At 46.0% G+C, this 17131-nt stretch carries 19 protein-coding genes; all 19 read left to right on the plus strand.

All coding sequences use genetic code 11. The features are described 5' to 3' along the window. Positions 1–26: 26 nt before the first annotated feature. Positions 27–797 carry an aminoglycoside phosphotransferase family protein gene (locus tag NYE68_RS08795; RefSeq protein WP_163068962.1) on the plus strand — a complete coding sequence of 257 codons (771 nt, stop codon included), beginning with the start codon at positions 27–29 and terminating at the stop codon, positions 795–797. A gap of 121 nt (positions 798–918) precedes the next feature. Next, positions 919–1251, plus strand: coding sequence for a putative DNA-binding protein (locus NYE68_RS08800; protein ID WP_003154299.1), 333 nt, complete (start codon positions 919–921; stop codon positions 1249–1251). Between the two features lie 13 nt (positions 1252–1264). Then, positions 1265–2605 carry a signal recognition particle protein gene (ffh, locus tag NYE68_RS08805; protein ID WP_014417759.1) on the plus strand — a complete coding sequence of 447 codons (1341 nt, stop codon included), beginning with the start codon at positions 1265–1267 and terminating at the stop codon, positions 2603–2605. A gap of 105 nt (positions 2606–2710) precedes the next feature. Further along, entirely contained in the window at positions 2711–2983 is a 273-nt protein-coding gene (rpsP, locus tag NYE68_RS08810; protein ID WP_003154296.1) for a 30S ribosomal protein S16, read from the plus strand. Further along, on the plus strand, positions 2983–3228 hold the full coding sequence (locus tag NYE68_RS08815; protein ID WP_007611392.1) for a KH domain-containing protein: 246 nt from the start codon (positions 2983–2985) through the stop codon (positions 3226–3228). Before rpsP ends, NYE68_RS08815 begins: the two co-directional genes overlap by 1 nt. Before the next feature lie 90 nt (positions 3229–3318). Next, complete coding sequence (locus tag NYE68_RS08820; RefSeq protein WP_003154291.1) at positions 3319–3705, plus strand: YlqD family protein; 387 nt, start codon at positions 3319–3321, stop codon at positions 3703–3705. Between the two features lie 4 nt (positions 3706–3709). Beyond that, entirely contained in the window at positions 3710–4234 is a 525-nt protein-coding gene (rimM, locus tag NYE68_RS08825) for a ribosome maturation factor RimM (RefSeq protein WP_174747563.1), read from the plus strand. After that, positions 4231–4962, plus strand: coding sequence for a tRNA (guanosine(37)-N1)-methyltransferase TrmD (gene trmD / locus NYE68_RS08830; protein WP_015417462.1), 732 nt, complete (start codon positions 4231–4233; stop codon positions 4960–4962). Before rimM ends, trmD begins: the two co-directional genes overlap by 4 nt. A 140-nt stretch (positions 4963–5102) precedes the next feature. Then, complete coding sequence (gene rplS / locus NYE68_RS08835; RefSeq protein ID WP_003154288.1) at positions 5103–5450, plus strand: 50S ribosomal protein L19; 348 nt, start codon at positions 5103–5105, stop codon at positions 5448–5450. Between the two features lie 142 nt (positions 5451–5592). Next, positions 5593–6441: a ribosome biogenesis GTPase YlqF gene (gene ylqF / locus NYE68_RS08840; RefSeq protein WP_007409766.1), complete on the plus strand. Its 849-nt coding sequence runs from the start codon at positions 5593–5595 to the stop codon at positions 6439–6441. A gap of 72 nt (positions 6442–6513) precedes the next feature. Beyond that, positions 6514–7281 carry a ribonuclease HII gene (locus tag NYE68_RS08845; protein ID WP_174747562.1) on the plus strand — a complete coding sequence of 256 codons (768 nt, stop codon included), beginning with the start codon at positions 6514–6516 and terminating at the stop codon, positions 7279–7281. 16 nt (positions 7282–7297) lie between these two features. After that, positions 7298–9001: a glycosyl transferase gene (locus NYE68_RS08850; RefSeq protein ID WP_324635850.1), complete on the plus strand. Its 1704-nt coding sequence runs from the start codon at positions 7298–7300 to the stop codon at positions 8999–9001. Continuing rightward, positions 8998–9279 (plus strand): FlhB-like flagellar biosynthesis protein, encoded by a 282-nt coding sequence (locus NYE68_RS08855; RefSeq protein ID WP_007409769.1) that lies wholly within the window; start codon positions 8998–9000, stop codon positions 9277–9279. The genes NYE68_RS08850 and NYE68_RS08855 overlap by 4 nt, the downstream gene beginning before the upstream one ends. Before the next feature lie 174 nt (positions 9280–9453). Beyond that, entirely contained in the window at positions 9454–10611 is a 1158-nt protein-coding gene (gene sucC, locus NYE68_RS08860; protein ID WP_003154283.1) for an ADP-forming succinate--CoA ligase subunit beta, read from the plus strand. Between the two features lie 28 nt (positions 10612–10639). Next, entirely contained in the window at positions 10640–11542 is a 903-nt protein-coding gene (sucD, locus tag NYE68_RS08865) for a succinate--CoA ligase subunit alpha (RefSeq protein ID WP_003154281.1), read from the plus strand. 65 nt (positions 11543–11607) lie between these two features. Continuing rightward, the gene (dprA, locus tag NYE68_RS08870; RefSeq protein WP_033574575.1) at positions 11608–12507 is read left to right on the plus strand and encodes a DNA-processing protein DprA; all 900 of its coding nucleotides are present in this window, start codon (positions 11608–11610) and stop codon (positions 12505–12507) included. A 181-nt stretch (positions 12508–12688) separates the two neighbouring features. Beyond that, positions 12689–14764, plus strand: a complete 2076-nt coding sequence (topA, locus tag NYE68_RS08875; RefSeq protein WP_007409771.1) for a type I DNA topoisomerase — start codon at positions 12689–12691, stop codon at positions 14762–14764. Between the two features lie 64 nt (positions 14765–14828). Then, positions 14829–16136 carry an FADH(2)-oxidizing methylenetetrahydrofolate--tRNA-(uracil(54)-C(5))-methyltransferase TrmFO gene (trmFO, locus tag NYE68_RS08880; protein WP_012117550.1) on the plus strand — a complete coding sequence of 436 codons (1308 nt, stop codon included), beginning with the start codon at positions 14829–14831 and terminating at the stop codon, positions 16134–16136. A 69-nt stretch (positions 16137–16205) separates the two neighbouring features. Continuing rightward, entirely contained in the window at positions 16206–17123 is a 918-nt protein-coding gene (gene xerC / locus NYE68_RS08885; RefSeq protein ID WP_007409774.1) for a tyrosine recombinase XerC, read from the plus strand. The last annotated feature ends 8 nt before the right edge of the window (positions 17124–17131 follow it).

Consider the following 17131-nt stretch of genomic DNA (forward strand, 5'->3'; position numbering starts at 1 on the left):
ATAGATCGGAATGGAGGGGGCAATTGTTGGACAAATGGCTGAAAGCTGAATTGGAAAGTAAGATCGGCGCGATAAACCATATGTCGCTGTTGGATGAACAGGGAGGCACTTCAACCGTTCGAAAAATAGTGGCCGGCCAAGACGCATTTCTGCTGAAAAGTTCTTTTCAACAGAAGTATCGGGAATGGTTAATGAGAGAAGCCTTCGTTTTACAAAAACTGGCGGAAACTCGTCGTCTGCCTGTTCCTATTTATTATGGGATGATACAGGAACAGCATGCCAGCCATATCATCATGTCATTTGAGGATGGAATCACCCTGACTTCGGCTTTAAGAAAAGCAAAAGGGGATACTGAAAAGAAAAAGCTGATCAAAAGTTTCGGCCAGTTTCTGCAACGTCTGCATGAAACCGAAATGGTCCCTGGTTTACAGCCGGAATCAGACTGGCTCGATCTGCAAATCAAACGAGCCGGGGAATATGTCAAAAAAGGACAGGCTGAAGGAAGTGCAGAGCTTTTGAAGGAATTGGACAGGTACAGGCCTGTTCCTGTTCAGCAGACAATGATTCACGGTGACTGCACGACTGATAATGTGCTGGTGAAAGACGGAGAGGTCTATCTGTTTATCGATGCTGCGGGAATATCGGCGGGAGATCCGCGATATGATGAATCATTAGCGATCAGTCATTTTGTCACAAATGAAGCATGCCTCAATGCTTTTTACGAAGGCTATTGCCGCTATCGTGTATCAAAACAAGAATTCGAGTATTTTAACGACGGTCTATATGAATTTTTTTAAAAAAACTTATTATGTAAAAAGAGCATCCTGCTTTGACAAGATAAAAACTTGACACACGCTCTGAAACCATGTAAACTAAGTTTTTGTAAAGGGATTTGACTTAACAAAGGGGAGAGCTCAAATGTCGCTCGAAAAAACGACGAGAATGAACTATTTATTTGACTTCTATCAGTCGTTGCTGACGTCAAAACAAAAGAGCTATATGTCGCTTTATTATCTGGACGATTTCTCCCTTGGTGAAATAGCCGAAGAGTATGACGTTTCAAGGCAAGCCGTTTACGATAACATCAAACGGACTGAAGCGATGCTTGAACAATATGAAGAAAAACTGCTCCTTTTTAAAAAGTTTCAGGAGCGTAAAGAAATGTTTACAAAGCTGAAAGAGCTTGCTTCCGGTTTGCAGGAAGAGGAAAAAATGACGGCTCTGATTGAAGCGCTTGAGAAATTAGATTAGGAGGCGGCAAACAATGGCATTTGAAGGATTAGCCGACCGACTGCAAAAGACGATTTCAAAAATCCGCGGAAAAGGAAAAGTCAGCGAACAAGACGTAAAAGAGATGATGCGTGAAGTTCGTCTTGCGCTTCTTGAGGCTGACGTTAACTTTAAAGTCGTAAAGGATTTTGTGAAAAAAGTAAGTGAACGGGCTGTCGGACAGGACGTTATGCAGAGTCTGACACCCGGTCAGCAGGTTATTAAAGTCGTAAAAGAAGAGCTTACCGAGCTGATGGGCGGCGAAGAAAGCAAAATTGCCGTCGCCAAACGCCCGCCGACCGTTATTATGATGGTCGGGCTCCAAGGTGCCGGTAAAACGACAACCACGGGGAAGCTTGCCAACCTGCTGCGCAAAAAACATAACCGCAAACCGTTGCTCGTGGCTGCGGATATTTACCGACCCGCCGCGATTAAACAGCTGGAAACACTGGGGAAACAGCTTGATATGCCGGTCTTTTCGCTTGGCGATCAGGTCAGCCCGGTGGAAATCGCCAGACAGGCGATTGAAAAAGCGAAGGAAGAGCATCATGATTATGTGATTTTAGATACCGCCGGACGGCTGCACATCGATCATGAACTGATGGATGAGCTCTCCGGCGTAAAGGAAGTCGCAAATCCTGAGGAAATTTTCCTTGTCGTCGACTCAATGACCGGTCAGGATGCGGTAAACGTCGCCAAAAGCTTTAATGACCAGCTCGGTTTAACGGGCGTCATTTTAACAAAGCTTGACGGGGATACCCGCGGAGGTGCGGCGCTTTCTATCCGCGCGGTCACCGAAACGCCGATTAAATTCGCCGGAATGGGAGAAAAGCTCGATGCTCTTGAAGCGTTCCATCCCGAACGGATGGCATCCCGGATTCTCGGAATGGGTGACGTGCTGACCTTGATTGAAAAAGCTCAGGCGACCGTTGATGAAGACAAAGCCAAAGAGCTTGAGCAGAAAATGAGAACGATGAGCTTCACGTTGGATGATTTTCTGGAGCAGCTCGGCCAGGTCCGAAACATGGGGCCTCTTGACGAACTGCTGCAAATGATGCCCGGCGCAGGCAAAATGAAAGGCTTAAAAAACATCCAAGTCGATGAAAAACAGCTGAATCATGTGGAAGCGATCATTAAATCAATGACTGTTCTTGAAAAAGAACAGCCGGATATTATTAACGCCAGCCGGCGGAAGCGGATTGCCAAAGGAAGCGGAACATCCGTTCAGGAAGTCAACCGTCTTTTAAAGCAGTTTGAGGAAATGAAAAAAATGATGAAGCAGATGACCAACATGTCAAAAGGGAAGAAAAAAGGCTTTAAATTACCTTTTATGTAATCGGTTATACATGATAAAACCGTTGTTAAGAAAAAACACTTTACAAACACTTTTATCATTGTTAATATACTATCTTGTTGAAATATTTTCGGAGGTGCTAGTAAAATGGCAGTAAAAATTCGTTTAAAACGTATGGGAGCAAAAAAATCTCCTTTCTATCGTATTGTTGTAGCAGATTCTCGTTCACCGCGTGACGGCCGTTTCATCGAAACAGTCGGCACATACAACCCGGTTGCAAAGCCGGCTGAAGTGAAAATCAACGAAGAGCTTGCTCTTAAATGGCTTCAAACAGGAGCTAAACCTTCTGATACAGTCCGCAACTTGTTCTCAAGCCAAGGAATTATGGAAAAATTCCACAACGCTAAACAAGGCAAGTAATGACTGATCAGAACTTGGAAGATTTGATTGTCAGCATTGTGGCTCCGCTTGTCGACCATCCGGAAGACATAACGGTCACAAAGGAAGAGACTGATCAAAAGATTGCGCTGCGCTTATCTGTCAATAAGTCAGATACCGGTAAGATTATCGGAAAGCAAGGCCGGACTGCAAGAGCGATTCGAACCGTCGTTTTTGCAGCTGGCGCACAGTCTTCTAAGAAAGTTCAATTTGAAATATTTGACTGAAAAAGGGAGAGGGCCGGCACCTCCCCTTTTTTTACACGTAAAAAAGGCAAATGAACAGAAATATGTTGGAAGAGTGGGGAGTCTGGTCCTATGCAGATTATTCACAGGGTAACCGTTATGCAGGTTCTGACCGAGCAAAGCAAGGAAAAGCTTTTGGCCTCTTTTGCAGAAAAAAAGCAAACGCTTGAACGAGAATGCAGCCAGCTCTATTTTCAGCTTAGAAAACATGAAAAAGATCAGCAGAATCCCGATGTAGCAGAATCTTTTAAAAAAGCCATTGAGAAAAGACAAGACAAAATCAAAATGATCGATTTCCAAATAAGCCAGACAGAGTCGCTCCCGCTTGGAAGCGAAGTGAAGGAAAAGGAGATCGATGCGCTGCTTTCAATCAATGTCGGTGATAACTGGCATGAAAAAACAGCGGCAAATACCATCGTCATAAAAGACGGGGTAGTAATTGAAATCCGCCCGAGGTGATAATATGACAAACAGATGGTTTAATGTAGGCAAAATTGTAAATACCCACGGCATTAAAGGCGAAGTGCGGGTCATTTCTAAAACGGACTTTGCCGAAGAACGGTACAAGCCCGGCAATACGCTCTATTTGTTTGCGGAAGGGGTTGCGGAGCCAATCAAAGTAACGGTCAGCGCCCACAGGCTTCACAAGCAGTTTCATCTGCTGCAATTCAAAGAAATGCCGAGTCTCAATGAAGTCGAACACCTAAGAAACATGGTGATCAAAGTCCCTGAAGAAGACTTGGGAGAGCTTGAAGAAGATGAATTTTATTTTCATGAAATCATCGGCTGCGAGGTTGTGTCAGAAGACGGGGAACTGATCGGCACAGTGAAGGAAATCTTGACGCCAGGGGCTAATGACGTATGGGTGGTTGCAAGAAAAGGCAAAAAAGATGCGCTCATTCCGTATATTGCTTCTGTGGTAAAGGATATTAATATAAATGAGAAGAAAATTAAGATTCATGTAATGGAAGGGTTAATAGACGAATGAAAATCGACTTTTTAACACTGTTTCCCGAAATGTTTCAAGGGGTGCTCGGCTCCTCCATTCTGCAAAAAGCACAGGAAAAAGAGGCTGTCCGTTTTGACGTCATCAATTTCCGGGCTTTTTCGGATAATAAACACCAAACGGTTGATGATTACCCGTACGGCGGGGGAGCCGGGATGGTGTTAAAGCCGCAGCCCGTATTTGATGCGGTTGAAAAGCTGACAGCCGGTACGGACGCCAAGCCGCGCATTATTCTCGTCTGCCCGCAAGGTGAGCGTTATACGCAGAAGAAAGCCGAGGAGCTGGCACAAGAGGAACATCTCATGTTTATTTGCGGACATTATGAAGGGTATGATGAACGGATCCGGGAACATCTTGTCACTGATGAAATCTCCATCGGGGATTTTGTGCTGACCGGGGGAGAGCTCCCTGCCATGATGATTGCCGACAGCGTTGTCAGGCTTTTGCCGGGCGTCCTCGGAAAAGAAGCATCCCACGTGGAGGATTCCTTCAGCACGGGGCTTTTAGAGCATCCTCACTATACGAGGCCAGCAGATTATAAAGGCTTAAAAGTGCCTGAGACCCTTTTGTCGGGCAACCATGCCAAAATACAAGAATGGCGAAATAAAGAATCAATCAGAAGAACCTTTTTAAGACGTCCGGATCTTCTTGAAAACTATCCTCTCACTGATGAGCAAAGAAAATGGATTTCCGAGTGGGAAAACGAATAGATTCTATTGCGCAGGCGATGAAGATATGATAAGATACTACTTGTGGCTTAAGGAGGCTTATCCTTCAGAAGCTTGAAAACGATGTTCCGCTGTGCCTTGCAGTTGTGGCCAAGAGCATCTGTTGGAAGGAGTTGAAAACGATGCAAAAACTAATTCAAGATATCACAAAAGAACAGCTTCGCACTGATCTTCCTGCGTTCCGTCCTGGTGACACTTTACGTGTACACGTAAAAGTTGTTGAGGGTAACCGTGAGCGTATCCAGATCTTCGAAGGTGTTGTGATCAAGCGTCGTGGTGGTGGAATCAGCGAAACGTTCACAGTTCGTAAGATTTCTTACGGTGTTGGCGTTGAACGTACATTCCCTGTACACACACCAAAAATCGCGAAAATCGAAGTTGTACGTTACGGTAAAGTACGTCGCGCTAAGCTTTACTACCTGCGTGAACTTCGCGGAAAAGCGGCTCGTATTAAAGAAATCAGACGATAATGATAACGAACGAAAAGAGCTTGTTACCCGTAACAGGCTCTTTTTTTATATGAAATTTGTAAAAGCGGAACAAGCAACGTAAAATACATAAGAGATCATCGGAACATCCGGTTCCGGTAAATAAGGCAGGTGTCGAAGTCACATGACCATTCAATGGTTCCCGGGCCATATGGCTAAAGCGAGACGGGAAGTAACAGAAAAACTGAAATTAATTGATATCGTATACGAATTGGTGGATGCGAGAATCCCGATGTCATCGAGAAATCCGATGATTGAGGAGATTTTAAAAAATAAGCCGCGCATTATGCTTTTAAATAAAGCCGATAAGGCGGATGCGGCTGTGACTGCACAGTGGAAGGACCACTTTCAGGAACAGGGCATTCCCTCTCTTTCAATAAACTCCGTTAACGGGCAGGGACTGCATCAAATCGTGCCGTCCTCGAAAGAGCTGCTGAAAGATAAGTTCGATAAAATGAAAGCAAAAGGTGTTAGGCCAAGAGCAATCCGCGCATTAATCATCGGCATTCCAAATGTCGGCAAGTCTACGCTCATTAACCGGCTGGCCAAAAAAAACATTGCCAAGACGGGAGACAGGCCCGGCATTACCACTTCACAGCAGTGGGTAAAGGTAGGCAAGGAATTAGAGCTGCTCGATACACCGGGAATTTTATGGCCTAAATTTGAAGATGAGCTTGTCGGCTTGCGCCTGGCGATCACCGGGGCGATTAAAGATACGATTATCAACCTGCAGGATGTGGCCGTCTTCGGGCTGCGCTTTCTGGAAGAGCATTATCCCGACCGCTTGAAGGAGCGCTACGGACTTCAGGAAATCCCTGAGGATATCGCCGCTCTTTTCGACGCGATCGGTGAAAAACGCGGCTGTTTGATGGGCGGCGGAATGGTTGACTATGATAAAACAACGGAAGTCATCATTCGGGACATCCGGACGGAAAAATTCGGCAGGCTTTCATTTGAAACACCATCAGAATAAAGACGCGCAGCGATGCGGGTCTTTATTTTTTCCGCAGAATACCGATATACATAATGTAAGGGAGAAGAGAACGTGAATACATTAACCGTAAAAAGCGTAAAAGAACGCCTGCAAGAGGTCAGGGACGAAAGCGACCCCTTCCTTGCCCAATGTGAGAAAGACCCGAGAAAAAGCGTACAGACGCTTTTAGAGCAATGGCTGAAAAAGCATGTGAAGGAAAAAGCTCTTAAAGAGCAATGGCTGAACATGACGGCATACGAAAGACTGTCATCCAAAAAGGGCTTCCGCCTGATTGCGGGTGTTGACGAAGCCGGAAGAGGGCCGCTTGCCGGACCGGTTGTCGCCGGCGCCGTCATTTTGCCGGCAGAATGCGAAATTCTCGGTCTCACGGACTCGAAGAAATTGTCGGAAAAGAAGCTCGAGGAATATTACAGCCGGATCACGGAAGAAGCGGCGGCAGTAGGAGTCGGCATTGTCCATGCGGACGTCATTGACCGGATCAACATTTATGAGGCCGCGAGACTGGCGATGGTAAAAGCCGTCAATGCTTTAACGGAAACACCTGATTATCTGCTTGTTGATGCCATGACCCTTCCCCTTGACATTCCGCAGTCATCAGTTATAAAAGGGGATGCCAAAAGCGTGTCAATTGCCGCCGGAGCCTGCATCGCAAAAGTAACGCGGGACCGTCTCATGGCTGAGTACGCCAAAACCTACCCCATGTACGGCTTTGAAAAAAATAAAGGCTACGGAACGAAAGAACATCTTGAAGCTCTTCAGGCATACGGACCGACAACTATTCACCGAAAAACGTTCGCTCCCGTTCAATCTTATTGTTAGAAAAGAGGCTTAAGACATGAACATAAGCGGCGAAATCCAAGCGGCTTTCAGACAGCTGACGGCGGAAATCCCTCCGGACCGGCAAGACGGCGGTAAAGACAGCGGCTCTCAAAGGCTGCTGTTAGGGAAGGTTCTCCGTTTGCTGGACGATCAAAGCGCTCTTATCCAAATCGGCGGCCGGACGATGCAGGGAAAACTTGAAACCGCCCTTCGTCCGCAGGCGTATTACTGGTTTTCTTATGACAAACAGCCGGCGGAAAAAACGGGCCGGCTTCATGTCATTGACCAATTCGAAGGAAGCCCGAAAACCGTTCAGGAAGCGGCGGGAAGACTGTTAAACGCTCTTTCTGTCAAACCGGGCCCTGTGTCTCTGCAGATTGCCGAAACGTTTATGCAGCAGAAGCTGCCGATGACGGAAAACAGCCTCAAAGCTTGCATCCGCTGGGCTGAATCGCTTCCGGCCGCCGAATTGAAAAAAGCGGCGGAAACAATCGTATTTGCGCTGAAACGGGAACTGCCCGCACATCCGGAAGTCTTGTCAGCCATTCATGCCGTTAAATATCCGGTTCCGACCCGGCGCCTCCTCTCAGGACTGCTTCAGGCAATCAATCAGGCTCCGCAATCGGCAAAAGAGCTGTCTGTGCTCAAAGAGGCGGTTTCTGACGTGTTAAACGCGGAAACGGATCTTCATGCAGAACGTCTCCTGAAGAAGCTTGCCGAGACTGCACGCATGCCGCTCTCAGAAACCGGGCTGATGGATGAAGGAGAACGGACGGAATCAAAACAATCACCATTTGTCCGAGAGACTCGTGAAAACGGAAAGGCAGTCTCAAGCCAGCCTTCTCCTTCGAGTGCACGGGCAAATCCGGAACTTCCTGAAAAAACGGCAAAACAGATTATAGAGAAATTAATGACATCGGCAGAAAAAACTGAAAATCGTCCTGTAAAAGTAACGGCGGAGATCATTAAGGCTTTCATTTCTCAAGAAAAAACATTTAAAACAGCACCTGTTCTTCAAAACGCACATCTGACAGAACAGGAGGCGGCTGTTTTTGAAAAAGCCGCTCAGCTCACCGAATTGAAATATGCAGAAAAACATGATGTATTAAGCCTTTTGCAGAAAATCAAAAAAGGACTGGGCACACGTGATGAATTATCATTCATTACAGCGCTTGAAAAAGGCGTGTCTCCGCAGCCGGAGAAACAAGCGCTGAAAACAGCCCTCCAAGCCGTCCGGACGCTTCAAGAAGCGCCCCAATCCGTTAAACAAGAGGCGGAACCGCTTATTCATAAATTAAACGGCCAGCTGTTTATTGAGCAGCATAACCCTTCTTTTACGCAGATGGTGCTGTCATTTCCGCTGGGAGCGTCCGCGTATGAGAATGACATCACAGTTCTCTTTAAAGGACGGAAGAAGCCGGACGGAAAACTCGATCCGTCACATTGCAGGCTCCTGTTTTTGCTGCACCTTGAAACACTGCAAGAAACCGTTGTGGACTGCATGATTCAGCAAAATGTAATGACCATTACGGTTGAGACTGATTTTGAGCTTCAGGCGGCCATCGACCCTCTCGTACCGGCTTTAAAAGAAGCCGTAAAAGAAACGGGCTTCAGCCTGTCAGGCGTCACGGCTAAAAAACGGCGCCCGAAAGACCAGAGCGCTCTTGTGGAAGAGTTTATAGAAAAAGACGGCGGAAGAAAAGTGGATGTGAAAATATGAAAGAGCAAACGCCGTTAAGAAGAGCTGTCGCCCTGCATTACGACCGGCAGAAAGACCAAGCCCCGAAGGTTGTCGCAACAGGCAGGGGGCACGTGGCGGAAAATATTATAAAAGAAGCTGAGAAGGCGGGGGTTCCCATTCAGGAAGACAGAACCCTTGTCGAATTAATGCGCCATTTGACGGTTGACGATCAGATACCGGAGGCGCTCTATGAAACCGTTGCCGAAATTTTTTCATTTGTTTACAGACTGGACGAAACCCTGAAAAACGAAAAATAAGGACCATTCATTTCCCGGACTCCATTTAAATTTATATTTTCAATAAAATAAAAGTTAGAATGTTTGGAAGGATATAAAGATTTTGTTTTGAACCCTAGACAATTCTTCCAGTATTATATAGAATGAAAGCGCAGTCTATTTTTAGTTTTGCTACATAAGTTAGGAGGATGGGAAATGAATATCCATGAGTACCAGGGAAAAGAAGTCCTCAGAAAATACGGGGTGTCTGTTCCTGAAGGTAAAGTGGCTTTTACAGCAGAGGAAGCAGTTGAAAAAGCAGAGAGCCTGTCAAGCTCGGTTTATGTCGTAAAGGCGCAAATCCATGCTGGCGGCCGCGGCAAAGCTGGTGGGGTAAAGATTGCAAAAACAAAAGATGAAGTGAAAGAGTATGCCGAAGAACTGTTAGGCAAGACGCTCGTCACACATCAAACGGGTCCGGACGGACAAGTAATAAAACGCTTACTTATTGAAGAAGGCTGCGATATTAAAAAGGAATACTATGTCGGGCTTGTACTTGACCGCGCTACTTCAAGAATCGTTTTAATGGCGTCTGAAGAAGGCGGAACGGAGATTGAAGAAGTAGCGGAAAAAACACCTGAAAAAATTAAAAAAGCGGTAATTGATCCGGCTGTCGGCCTTCAGGGCTATCAGGCAAGGGAAATTGCATTCGCAATTAACATCCCGAAAGAGCTTGTCGGCAAAGCCGCTAAATTTATGCTCGGTTTATACAAAGCATTTGTTGAGAAGGACTGCTCCATCGCCGAGATCAACCCTCTCGTCGTTACGGGGGACGGAAACGTCATGGCGCTGGATGCTAAGCTGAACTTCGACAGCAATGCGTTATACAGACAAAAAGACATTATGGAATACAGAGATTTAGATGAAGAAGATCCGAAAGAAATCGAAGCGTCAAAATACGATTTAAGCTACATTTCCCTTGATGGAAATATCGGCTGTATGGTAAACGGCGCGGGTCTTGCAATGTCTACTATGGATATCATTAAACACTACGGCGGAGAACCTGCAAACTTCCTTGATGTCGGGGGCGGCGCAACCGCAGAAAAAGTTACGGAAGCTTTTAAAATCATTCTTTCCGATCAAAACGTAAAAGGAATTTTCGTCAATATTTTCGGAGGCATCATGAAGTGTGATGTCATCGCCGAGGGCGTTGTTGAAGCGACGAGACAAGTCGGATTGACATTGCCGCTGGTCGTGCGCCTTGAAGGGACAAACGTAGATTTAGGAAAGAAAATCCTGAATGAATCAGGCTTAAACATCACATCTGCGGAATCAATGGCAGACGGCGCACAGAAAATCGTATCCTTAGTTTAGGAAAGAATGAAAGGCAGGGGACCAGATAATGAGTGTTTTTATCAATAAAGATACAAGAGTTATTGTACAGGGGATTACAGGTTCTACCGCTTTATTTCATACAAAGCAGATGCTGGAATACGGCACGAATATCGTTGGCGGTGTAACACCTGGAAAAGGCGGAACGGAAGCGGAAGGCGTACCGGTATTCAATACGGTCGCAGAAGCGGTTCATACAACGGGCGCAGATGCGTCAGTTATTTACGTGCCGGCTCCGTTTGCGGCGGACGCAATTATGGAAGCGGTTGACGCGGAAATTGATCTTGTCATTTGTATCACTGAGCACATTCCGGTTTTGGACATGGTGAAAGTGAAGCGTTTTATGGAAGGCAAGAAAACGAGATTAATAGGGCCGAACTGCCCTGGTGTTATTACACCTGAAGAATGCAAGATCGGCATTATGCCGGGATACATTCATAAAAAGGGTCATGTAGGCGTTGTGTCCCGTTCAGGAACATTGACATACGAGGCCGTCCATCAGCTTTCAGAAGCCGGCGTAGGCCAATCTACCGCTGTAGGGATCGGCGGCGACCCGGTCAACGGCACGAACTTTATTGACGTGTTAAAAGCGTTCAACGAAGATCCTGAAACACATGCAGTCATCATGATCGGAGAAATCGGCGGCACAGCTGAAGAAGAAGCGGCTGAGTGGGTGAAAGCGAACATGACGAAGCCTGTTGTCGGCTTTATCGGCGGTAAAACCGCGCCTCCGGGAAAACGCATGGGCCATGCGGGCGCCATCATCTCCGGAGGAAAAGGCACGGCAGAAGAAAAAGTCAAAACGATGAACGCCTGCGGAATTGAAGTCGCGGAAACCCCTTCTGTAATGGGTGAAACGCTGATTAAGGTGTTAAAAGAAAAAGGCTTATTTGAAACGTGCAAAACGCACTGATCGAAGCAGGGGCAGCCGTAACGGCTGTTCCTGTTTTTGCTGAAAAAAAGAGGAGGTTTCCAGATTTGGATCAAGCATCGCGATGTTTAATGGTCTGCAGTATTAATCAAATCATTTCCCCGTCTCTTCTATTAAAATGGTGGAAAGCTGATCATTCTCTGTCTTTTTTACCGGATCCGCATCCATTAACTGTTTTATCAGAAGGGAAAACAGCCCCGGAAGCAATTTTTCGGGAAATAGAGCGCAAGGATCCGAAACTTGATGAAGTTCTGTCCGATTACCGCCGCGAAGGCATTACTGTCATTCCGATTTCATCAAGCCGCTATCCAACATGGCTTAAAGCGATTTATGATCCGCCGGCTGTCTTGTATGCAAAAGGGAACACGCTGCTTCTTGAAAAAGGCAGAAAAATCGGGATTGTAGGAACGCGGAAACCGACGGAAGACGGAATAAAAGCGGTTGGGCATCTTTCCGCCGAACTCTCAAAAAAAGGCTGGGTCATTGTAAGCGGGCTTGCATCCGGTATAGACGGATTGTCTCATAAGGCGAGCATCAGGGCAAAAGGGCTTACGATCGGCGTGATAGCCGGCGGATTCCATCACATCTATCCCCGGGAAAATCTCCTGTTAGCAGAATACATGGCTGAACACCATCTCCTACTCTCAGAACATCCTCCTGAAACAAAGCCGAAAAAATGGCACTTTCCGATGAGAAACCGCATAATCAGCGGACTAAGTGAAGGAATTGTGGTCGTGCAGGGAAAAGAAAAAAGCGGTTCATTAATCACAGCTTACCAGGCTCTCGATCAAGGCAGAGAGGTATTTGCCGTTCCGGGTTCCATATTTAATCCATATTCCGGAGGACCTATAAAACTCATTCAAGAAGGGGCGAAAGCTGTATTATGCGCAGAGGATATTGACGGAGAGCTGACCGCCCGATGCGTTCAGTATATGGAACCCTTTTGAAATATCGTTTGACAAACGGTATTGTAATATTTAATAATAGTGAGGATTTAAAGTTGCTCATTATTTTCATGTATAAAATGACGTTCATCATAAAGAATGAAATGTTGAAAGCCATAAAAAGGCAGCTCTAAAATGAATTGATACTTGAAAAGAGAGAGAACACCTCTTGAGGGGGATGAAAATGTCTGATTATCTAGTCATCGTGGAATCGCCGGCAAAGGCGAAAACGATTGAACGTTATTTAGGGAAGAAATATAAAGTCAAAGCTTCAATGGGACATGTCCGGGATCTTCCGAAAAGTCAAATGGGAGTTGACATCGAACAGAACTTTGAACCGAAATATATTACGATCCGCGGAAAAGGCCCTGTTTTAAAAGAATTAAAAACAGCGGCAAAGAAAGCAAAAAAAGTCTATCTCGCGGCCGACCCCGACAGAGAAGGGGAAGCGATTGCATGGCATCTCGCACACAGTCTTGATCTGGATCTCAGCTCGGACTGCCGGGTCGTCTTTAATGAAATAACGAAAGATGCCATTAAAGAATCATTTAAACATCCGCGCATGATTAATATGGATCTTGTCGATGCGCAGCAGGCGCGCCGCATACTAGACAGACTCGTCGGATACAAAATCAGCCCGATTCTTTGGAAAAAAGTAAAAAAAGGCCTCAGTGCGGGCCGTGTGCAATCCGTTGCGCTCCGGCTGATCATCGACCGGGAAAAGGAAATCAACGACTTTAAACCTGAAGAGTACTGGACGATTACCGGCTCATTTTTAAAAGGAAAAGAGACATTTGAAGCCGGATTTTTCGGGAAAAACGGCAAAAAGCTTCCTTTAAAAAGCGAAGAAGACGTAAAAGCCATCCTTGCTCAGCTGAAAGGCAATAAGTATACAGTTGACAAGGTTACGAAAAAAGAGCGCAAACGAAATCCCGCTCTGCCGTTTACAACGTCCACTCTGCAGCAGGAGGCTGCAAGAAAGCTGAATTTCAGAGCGAAGAAAACGATGATGATCGCGCAGCAATTATATGAAGGAATTGATCTCGGCAAAGAAGGGACAGTCGGGCTCATCACGTATATGAGAACGGACTCAACGCGGATTTCCAATACAGCCGTTGAAGAAGCGTCAGCTTTTATTGATCAGGCGTACGGAAAAGAGTACTTAGCGGGAAAACGGAAACCGGCAAAGAAAAATGAAAACGCTCAAGATGCCCACGAAGCGATCCGCCCGACTTCGGTGCTCAGAAAACCTGCCGACTTAAAAGCGGTGCTTGGAAGAGACCAGCTCAGATTATACAAGCTGATTTGGGAGCGCTTTGTTGCAAGCCAGATGGCGCCTGCCGTCCTTGATACGATGAGCGTCGATCTCAGCAATAACGGATTGACATTCCGGGCAAACGGAAGTAAAGTCAAATTCGCCGGCTTCATGAAAGTCTATGTAGAGGGTAAAGACGATCAGCTGGAAGAAAAAGACCGCATGCTTCCGGACCTTAAAGAGGGAGACACGGTTTTATCGAAAGATATTGAGCCTGAGCAGCACTTTACTCAGCCGCCTCCGCGTTATACAGAGGCGCGCCTGGTTAAAACGCTTGAAGAACTGGGGATCGGCCGTCCTTCGACATATGCGCCGACTCTTGACACCATCCAGCGCCGCGGTTACGTGGGATTAGACAATAAACGGTTTGTGCCGACTGAGCTTGGGCAGATCGTGCTGGATCTTATCATGGAGTTTTTCCCGGAAATCATTAACGTTGAATTCACGGCTAAAATGGAAAGAGATCTTGACCATGTTGAAGATGGCCAGACAGAATGGGTTCAAATCATTGACAGCTTCTATACTGATTTCGAAAAACGCGTGAAAAAAGCGGAAGCCGAAATGAAAGAAGTGGAAATTGAACCTGAATACGCCGATGAAGATTGTGAGTTATGCGGCTCCCGGATGGTTTATAAAATGGGCCGATACGGCAAATTTATGGCGTGCTCCAATTTCCCTGACTGCCGGAATACAAAACCGATTGTCAAACAAATCGGCGTAAAATGCCCTAAGTGCCATGAAGGAAACATTGTCGAACGAAAATCAAAAAAGAAACGCATCTTTTACGGCTGTGACCGTTATCCTGAATGCGACTTCGTATCTTGGGACAAACCGATTGAACGAAAATGCCCGAAATGTGAAAATATGCTCGTAGAGAAAAAGCTTAAAAAAGGCATACAAGTCCAATGCGTCGAATGCGATTATAAGGAAGAACCACAGAAGTAGCGGTGAGCAGTGCCTTGCTCACCTTCTTTGTGTGGAAGGGACAAACAACAGGAGATGAAAAGAAATGAACCAGCAAACAGTTAATGTAATCGGAGCAGGCCTTGCCGGAAGTGAAGCGGCATGGCAGCTTGCAAAACGAGGAATTCAAGTAAAACTATACGAAATGCGGCCCGTCAGGCAGACGGCAGCCCATCATACTGATAAATTCGCCGAACTGGTATGCAGCAACTCCCTCCGTTCAAATACACTCGCCAATGCGGTAGGCGTATTAAAAGAAGAAATGCGGGCGCTTGACTCGGCAATCATTCAATCTGCTGATAAATGCTCGGTTCCGGCCGGGGGAGCGCTTGCTGTTGACCGTCATGAATTTGCGCAAAGCGTGACGGATCTCGTGAAAAACCATCCGAACGTAACGGTTCTTACTGAGGAAGTAACAGAGATTCCGGAAGGTCCGACGGTTATCGCGACCGGACCGCTTACCTCAGAATCGCTTTCACAGCAGCTGAAAGAACTCACCGGAGAAGAGTACCTGTATTTTTATGACGCGGCGGCGCCGATTGTCGAAAAAGACAGCCTCGATATGGAGAAAGTGTACTTAAAATCCCGTTATGACAAGGGAGAAGCGGCGTACTTAAACTGCCCGATGACAGAGGAAGAATTCGACCGTTTCTATGAAGCATTGACGACGGCTGAGACGGTACCTTTAAAAGAATTCGAGAAAGAAATCTTCTTTGAAGGCTGCATGCCGATTGAAGTCATGGCGAAAAGGGGCAAGAAAACGATGCTGTTCGGACCGATGAAACCGGTCGGACTGGAAGATCCGAAAACAGGCAAGCGCCCTTATGCAGTCGTTCAGCTCAGACAGGATGACGCGGCGGGAACGCTTTATAATATTGTAGGTTTTCAGACACATTTAAAATGGGGAGACCAAAAAGAAGTGCTTAAACTGATCCCCGGCCTTGAAAATGTTGATATCGTCAGATACGGCGTCATGCACAGAAACACATTTATCAACTCGCCGAGCCTTTTGAACCCGACATATCAATTTAAACAGCGGAACGATCTGTTTTTCGCGGGCCAAATGACCGGTGTAGAGGGTTATGTTGAATCTGCCGCTTCAGGTCTTGTAGCGGGAATCAATGCCGCCAAACTTGTGCTCGGTCAGGATCTTGTGACATTCCCGCAGGAGACGGCGATCGGAAGCATGGCTCACTACATTACGACGACAAATCAGAAGAACTTCCAGCCGATGAATGCAAACTTCGGTCTCTTAAAAGAATTGCCTGTAAAAATTAAAAACAAAAAAGAACGAAATGAAGAATACGCTAAACGCGCAATTGAGACTATTCAAACTATTTCGAAAACGATATAGCTTTTCATTGCAACTTCGATGCATTATATGATACCATTTAAAAGCCCTTCGGAGAGGGAGGTCTTCATAATGACTGAGAATGTTAACTTTTTTTTAAAGTTATTCGTTGAATATTTACAAATTGAAAAAAATTATTCACAATATACTATTGTGAATTATGTTAATTCGATTGAAGAATTTGGGATGTTTCTGCATGCTCAAAATATAAATGGAATGAAAGAAGCTGCATATCATGATGTGAGAATATTTTTGACAGAGGCTTATGAAAAAGGCCTGTCAAGAAAAACAATCAGCAAGAAAATTTCAGCTTTGAGAAGCTTCTATAAATTTTTAATGAGGGAAAAGCTTGTTGAAGAGAATCCGTTTCAGCTTGTTCATCTGCCGAAACAAGAGAAACGGATTCCGAAGTTTCTTTATGAAAAAGAACTTGAGGAACTATTCGCTGTTTCAGACAGAAGTCAGCCGTCAGGGATGCGCGATCAGGCCCTGCTTGAGCTTCTTTATGCGACCGGAATGAGGGTCAGTGAGTGCTGTACGCTCACTGTCGGCGATCTTGACCTGTTCATGGATACGGTGCTCGTTCACGGGAAAGGCAAGAAGCAGCGCTATATCCCGTTCGGCTCATATGCCCGTGATGCGCTGGAGCTGTATATCAACAGCGGAAGGCAGTGCCTGCTTGAAAAAGCAAAAGAGCCTCATGATGTGCTGTTTGTCAATCAAAGAGGCGGCCCGCTGACCGCCAGAGGAATCCGGTATATTTTAAGCGGGCTTGTAAAAAAAGCATCCGGCACTTTACATATACACCCGCATATGCTTCGGCACACGTTTGCGACTCATCTGCTGAATGAAGGGGCTGATTTAAGAAGCGTCCAGGAGCTTTTGGGCCATTCCAATCTGTCTTCTACGCAGATATACACACATGTATCGAAGGAAATGCTGAGAAACACATATATGTCCCACCACCCGAGAGCTTTTAAAGAAAATTAAAAGGAGGC

Origin of the sequence: Bacillus sp. FSL R5-0447 (assembly GCF_038606125.1) — a bacterium.
Taxonomy (GTDB): Bacteria; Bacillota; Bacilli; order Bacillales; family Bacillaceae; genus Bacillus; species Bacillus velezensis.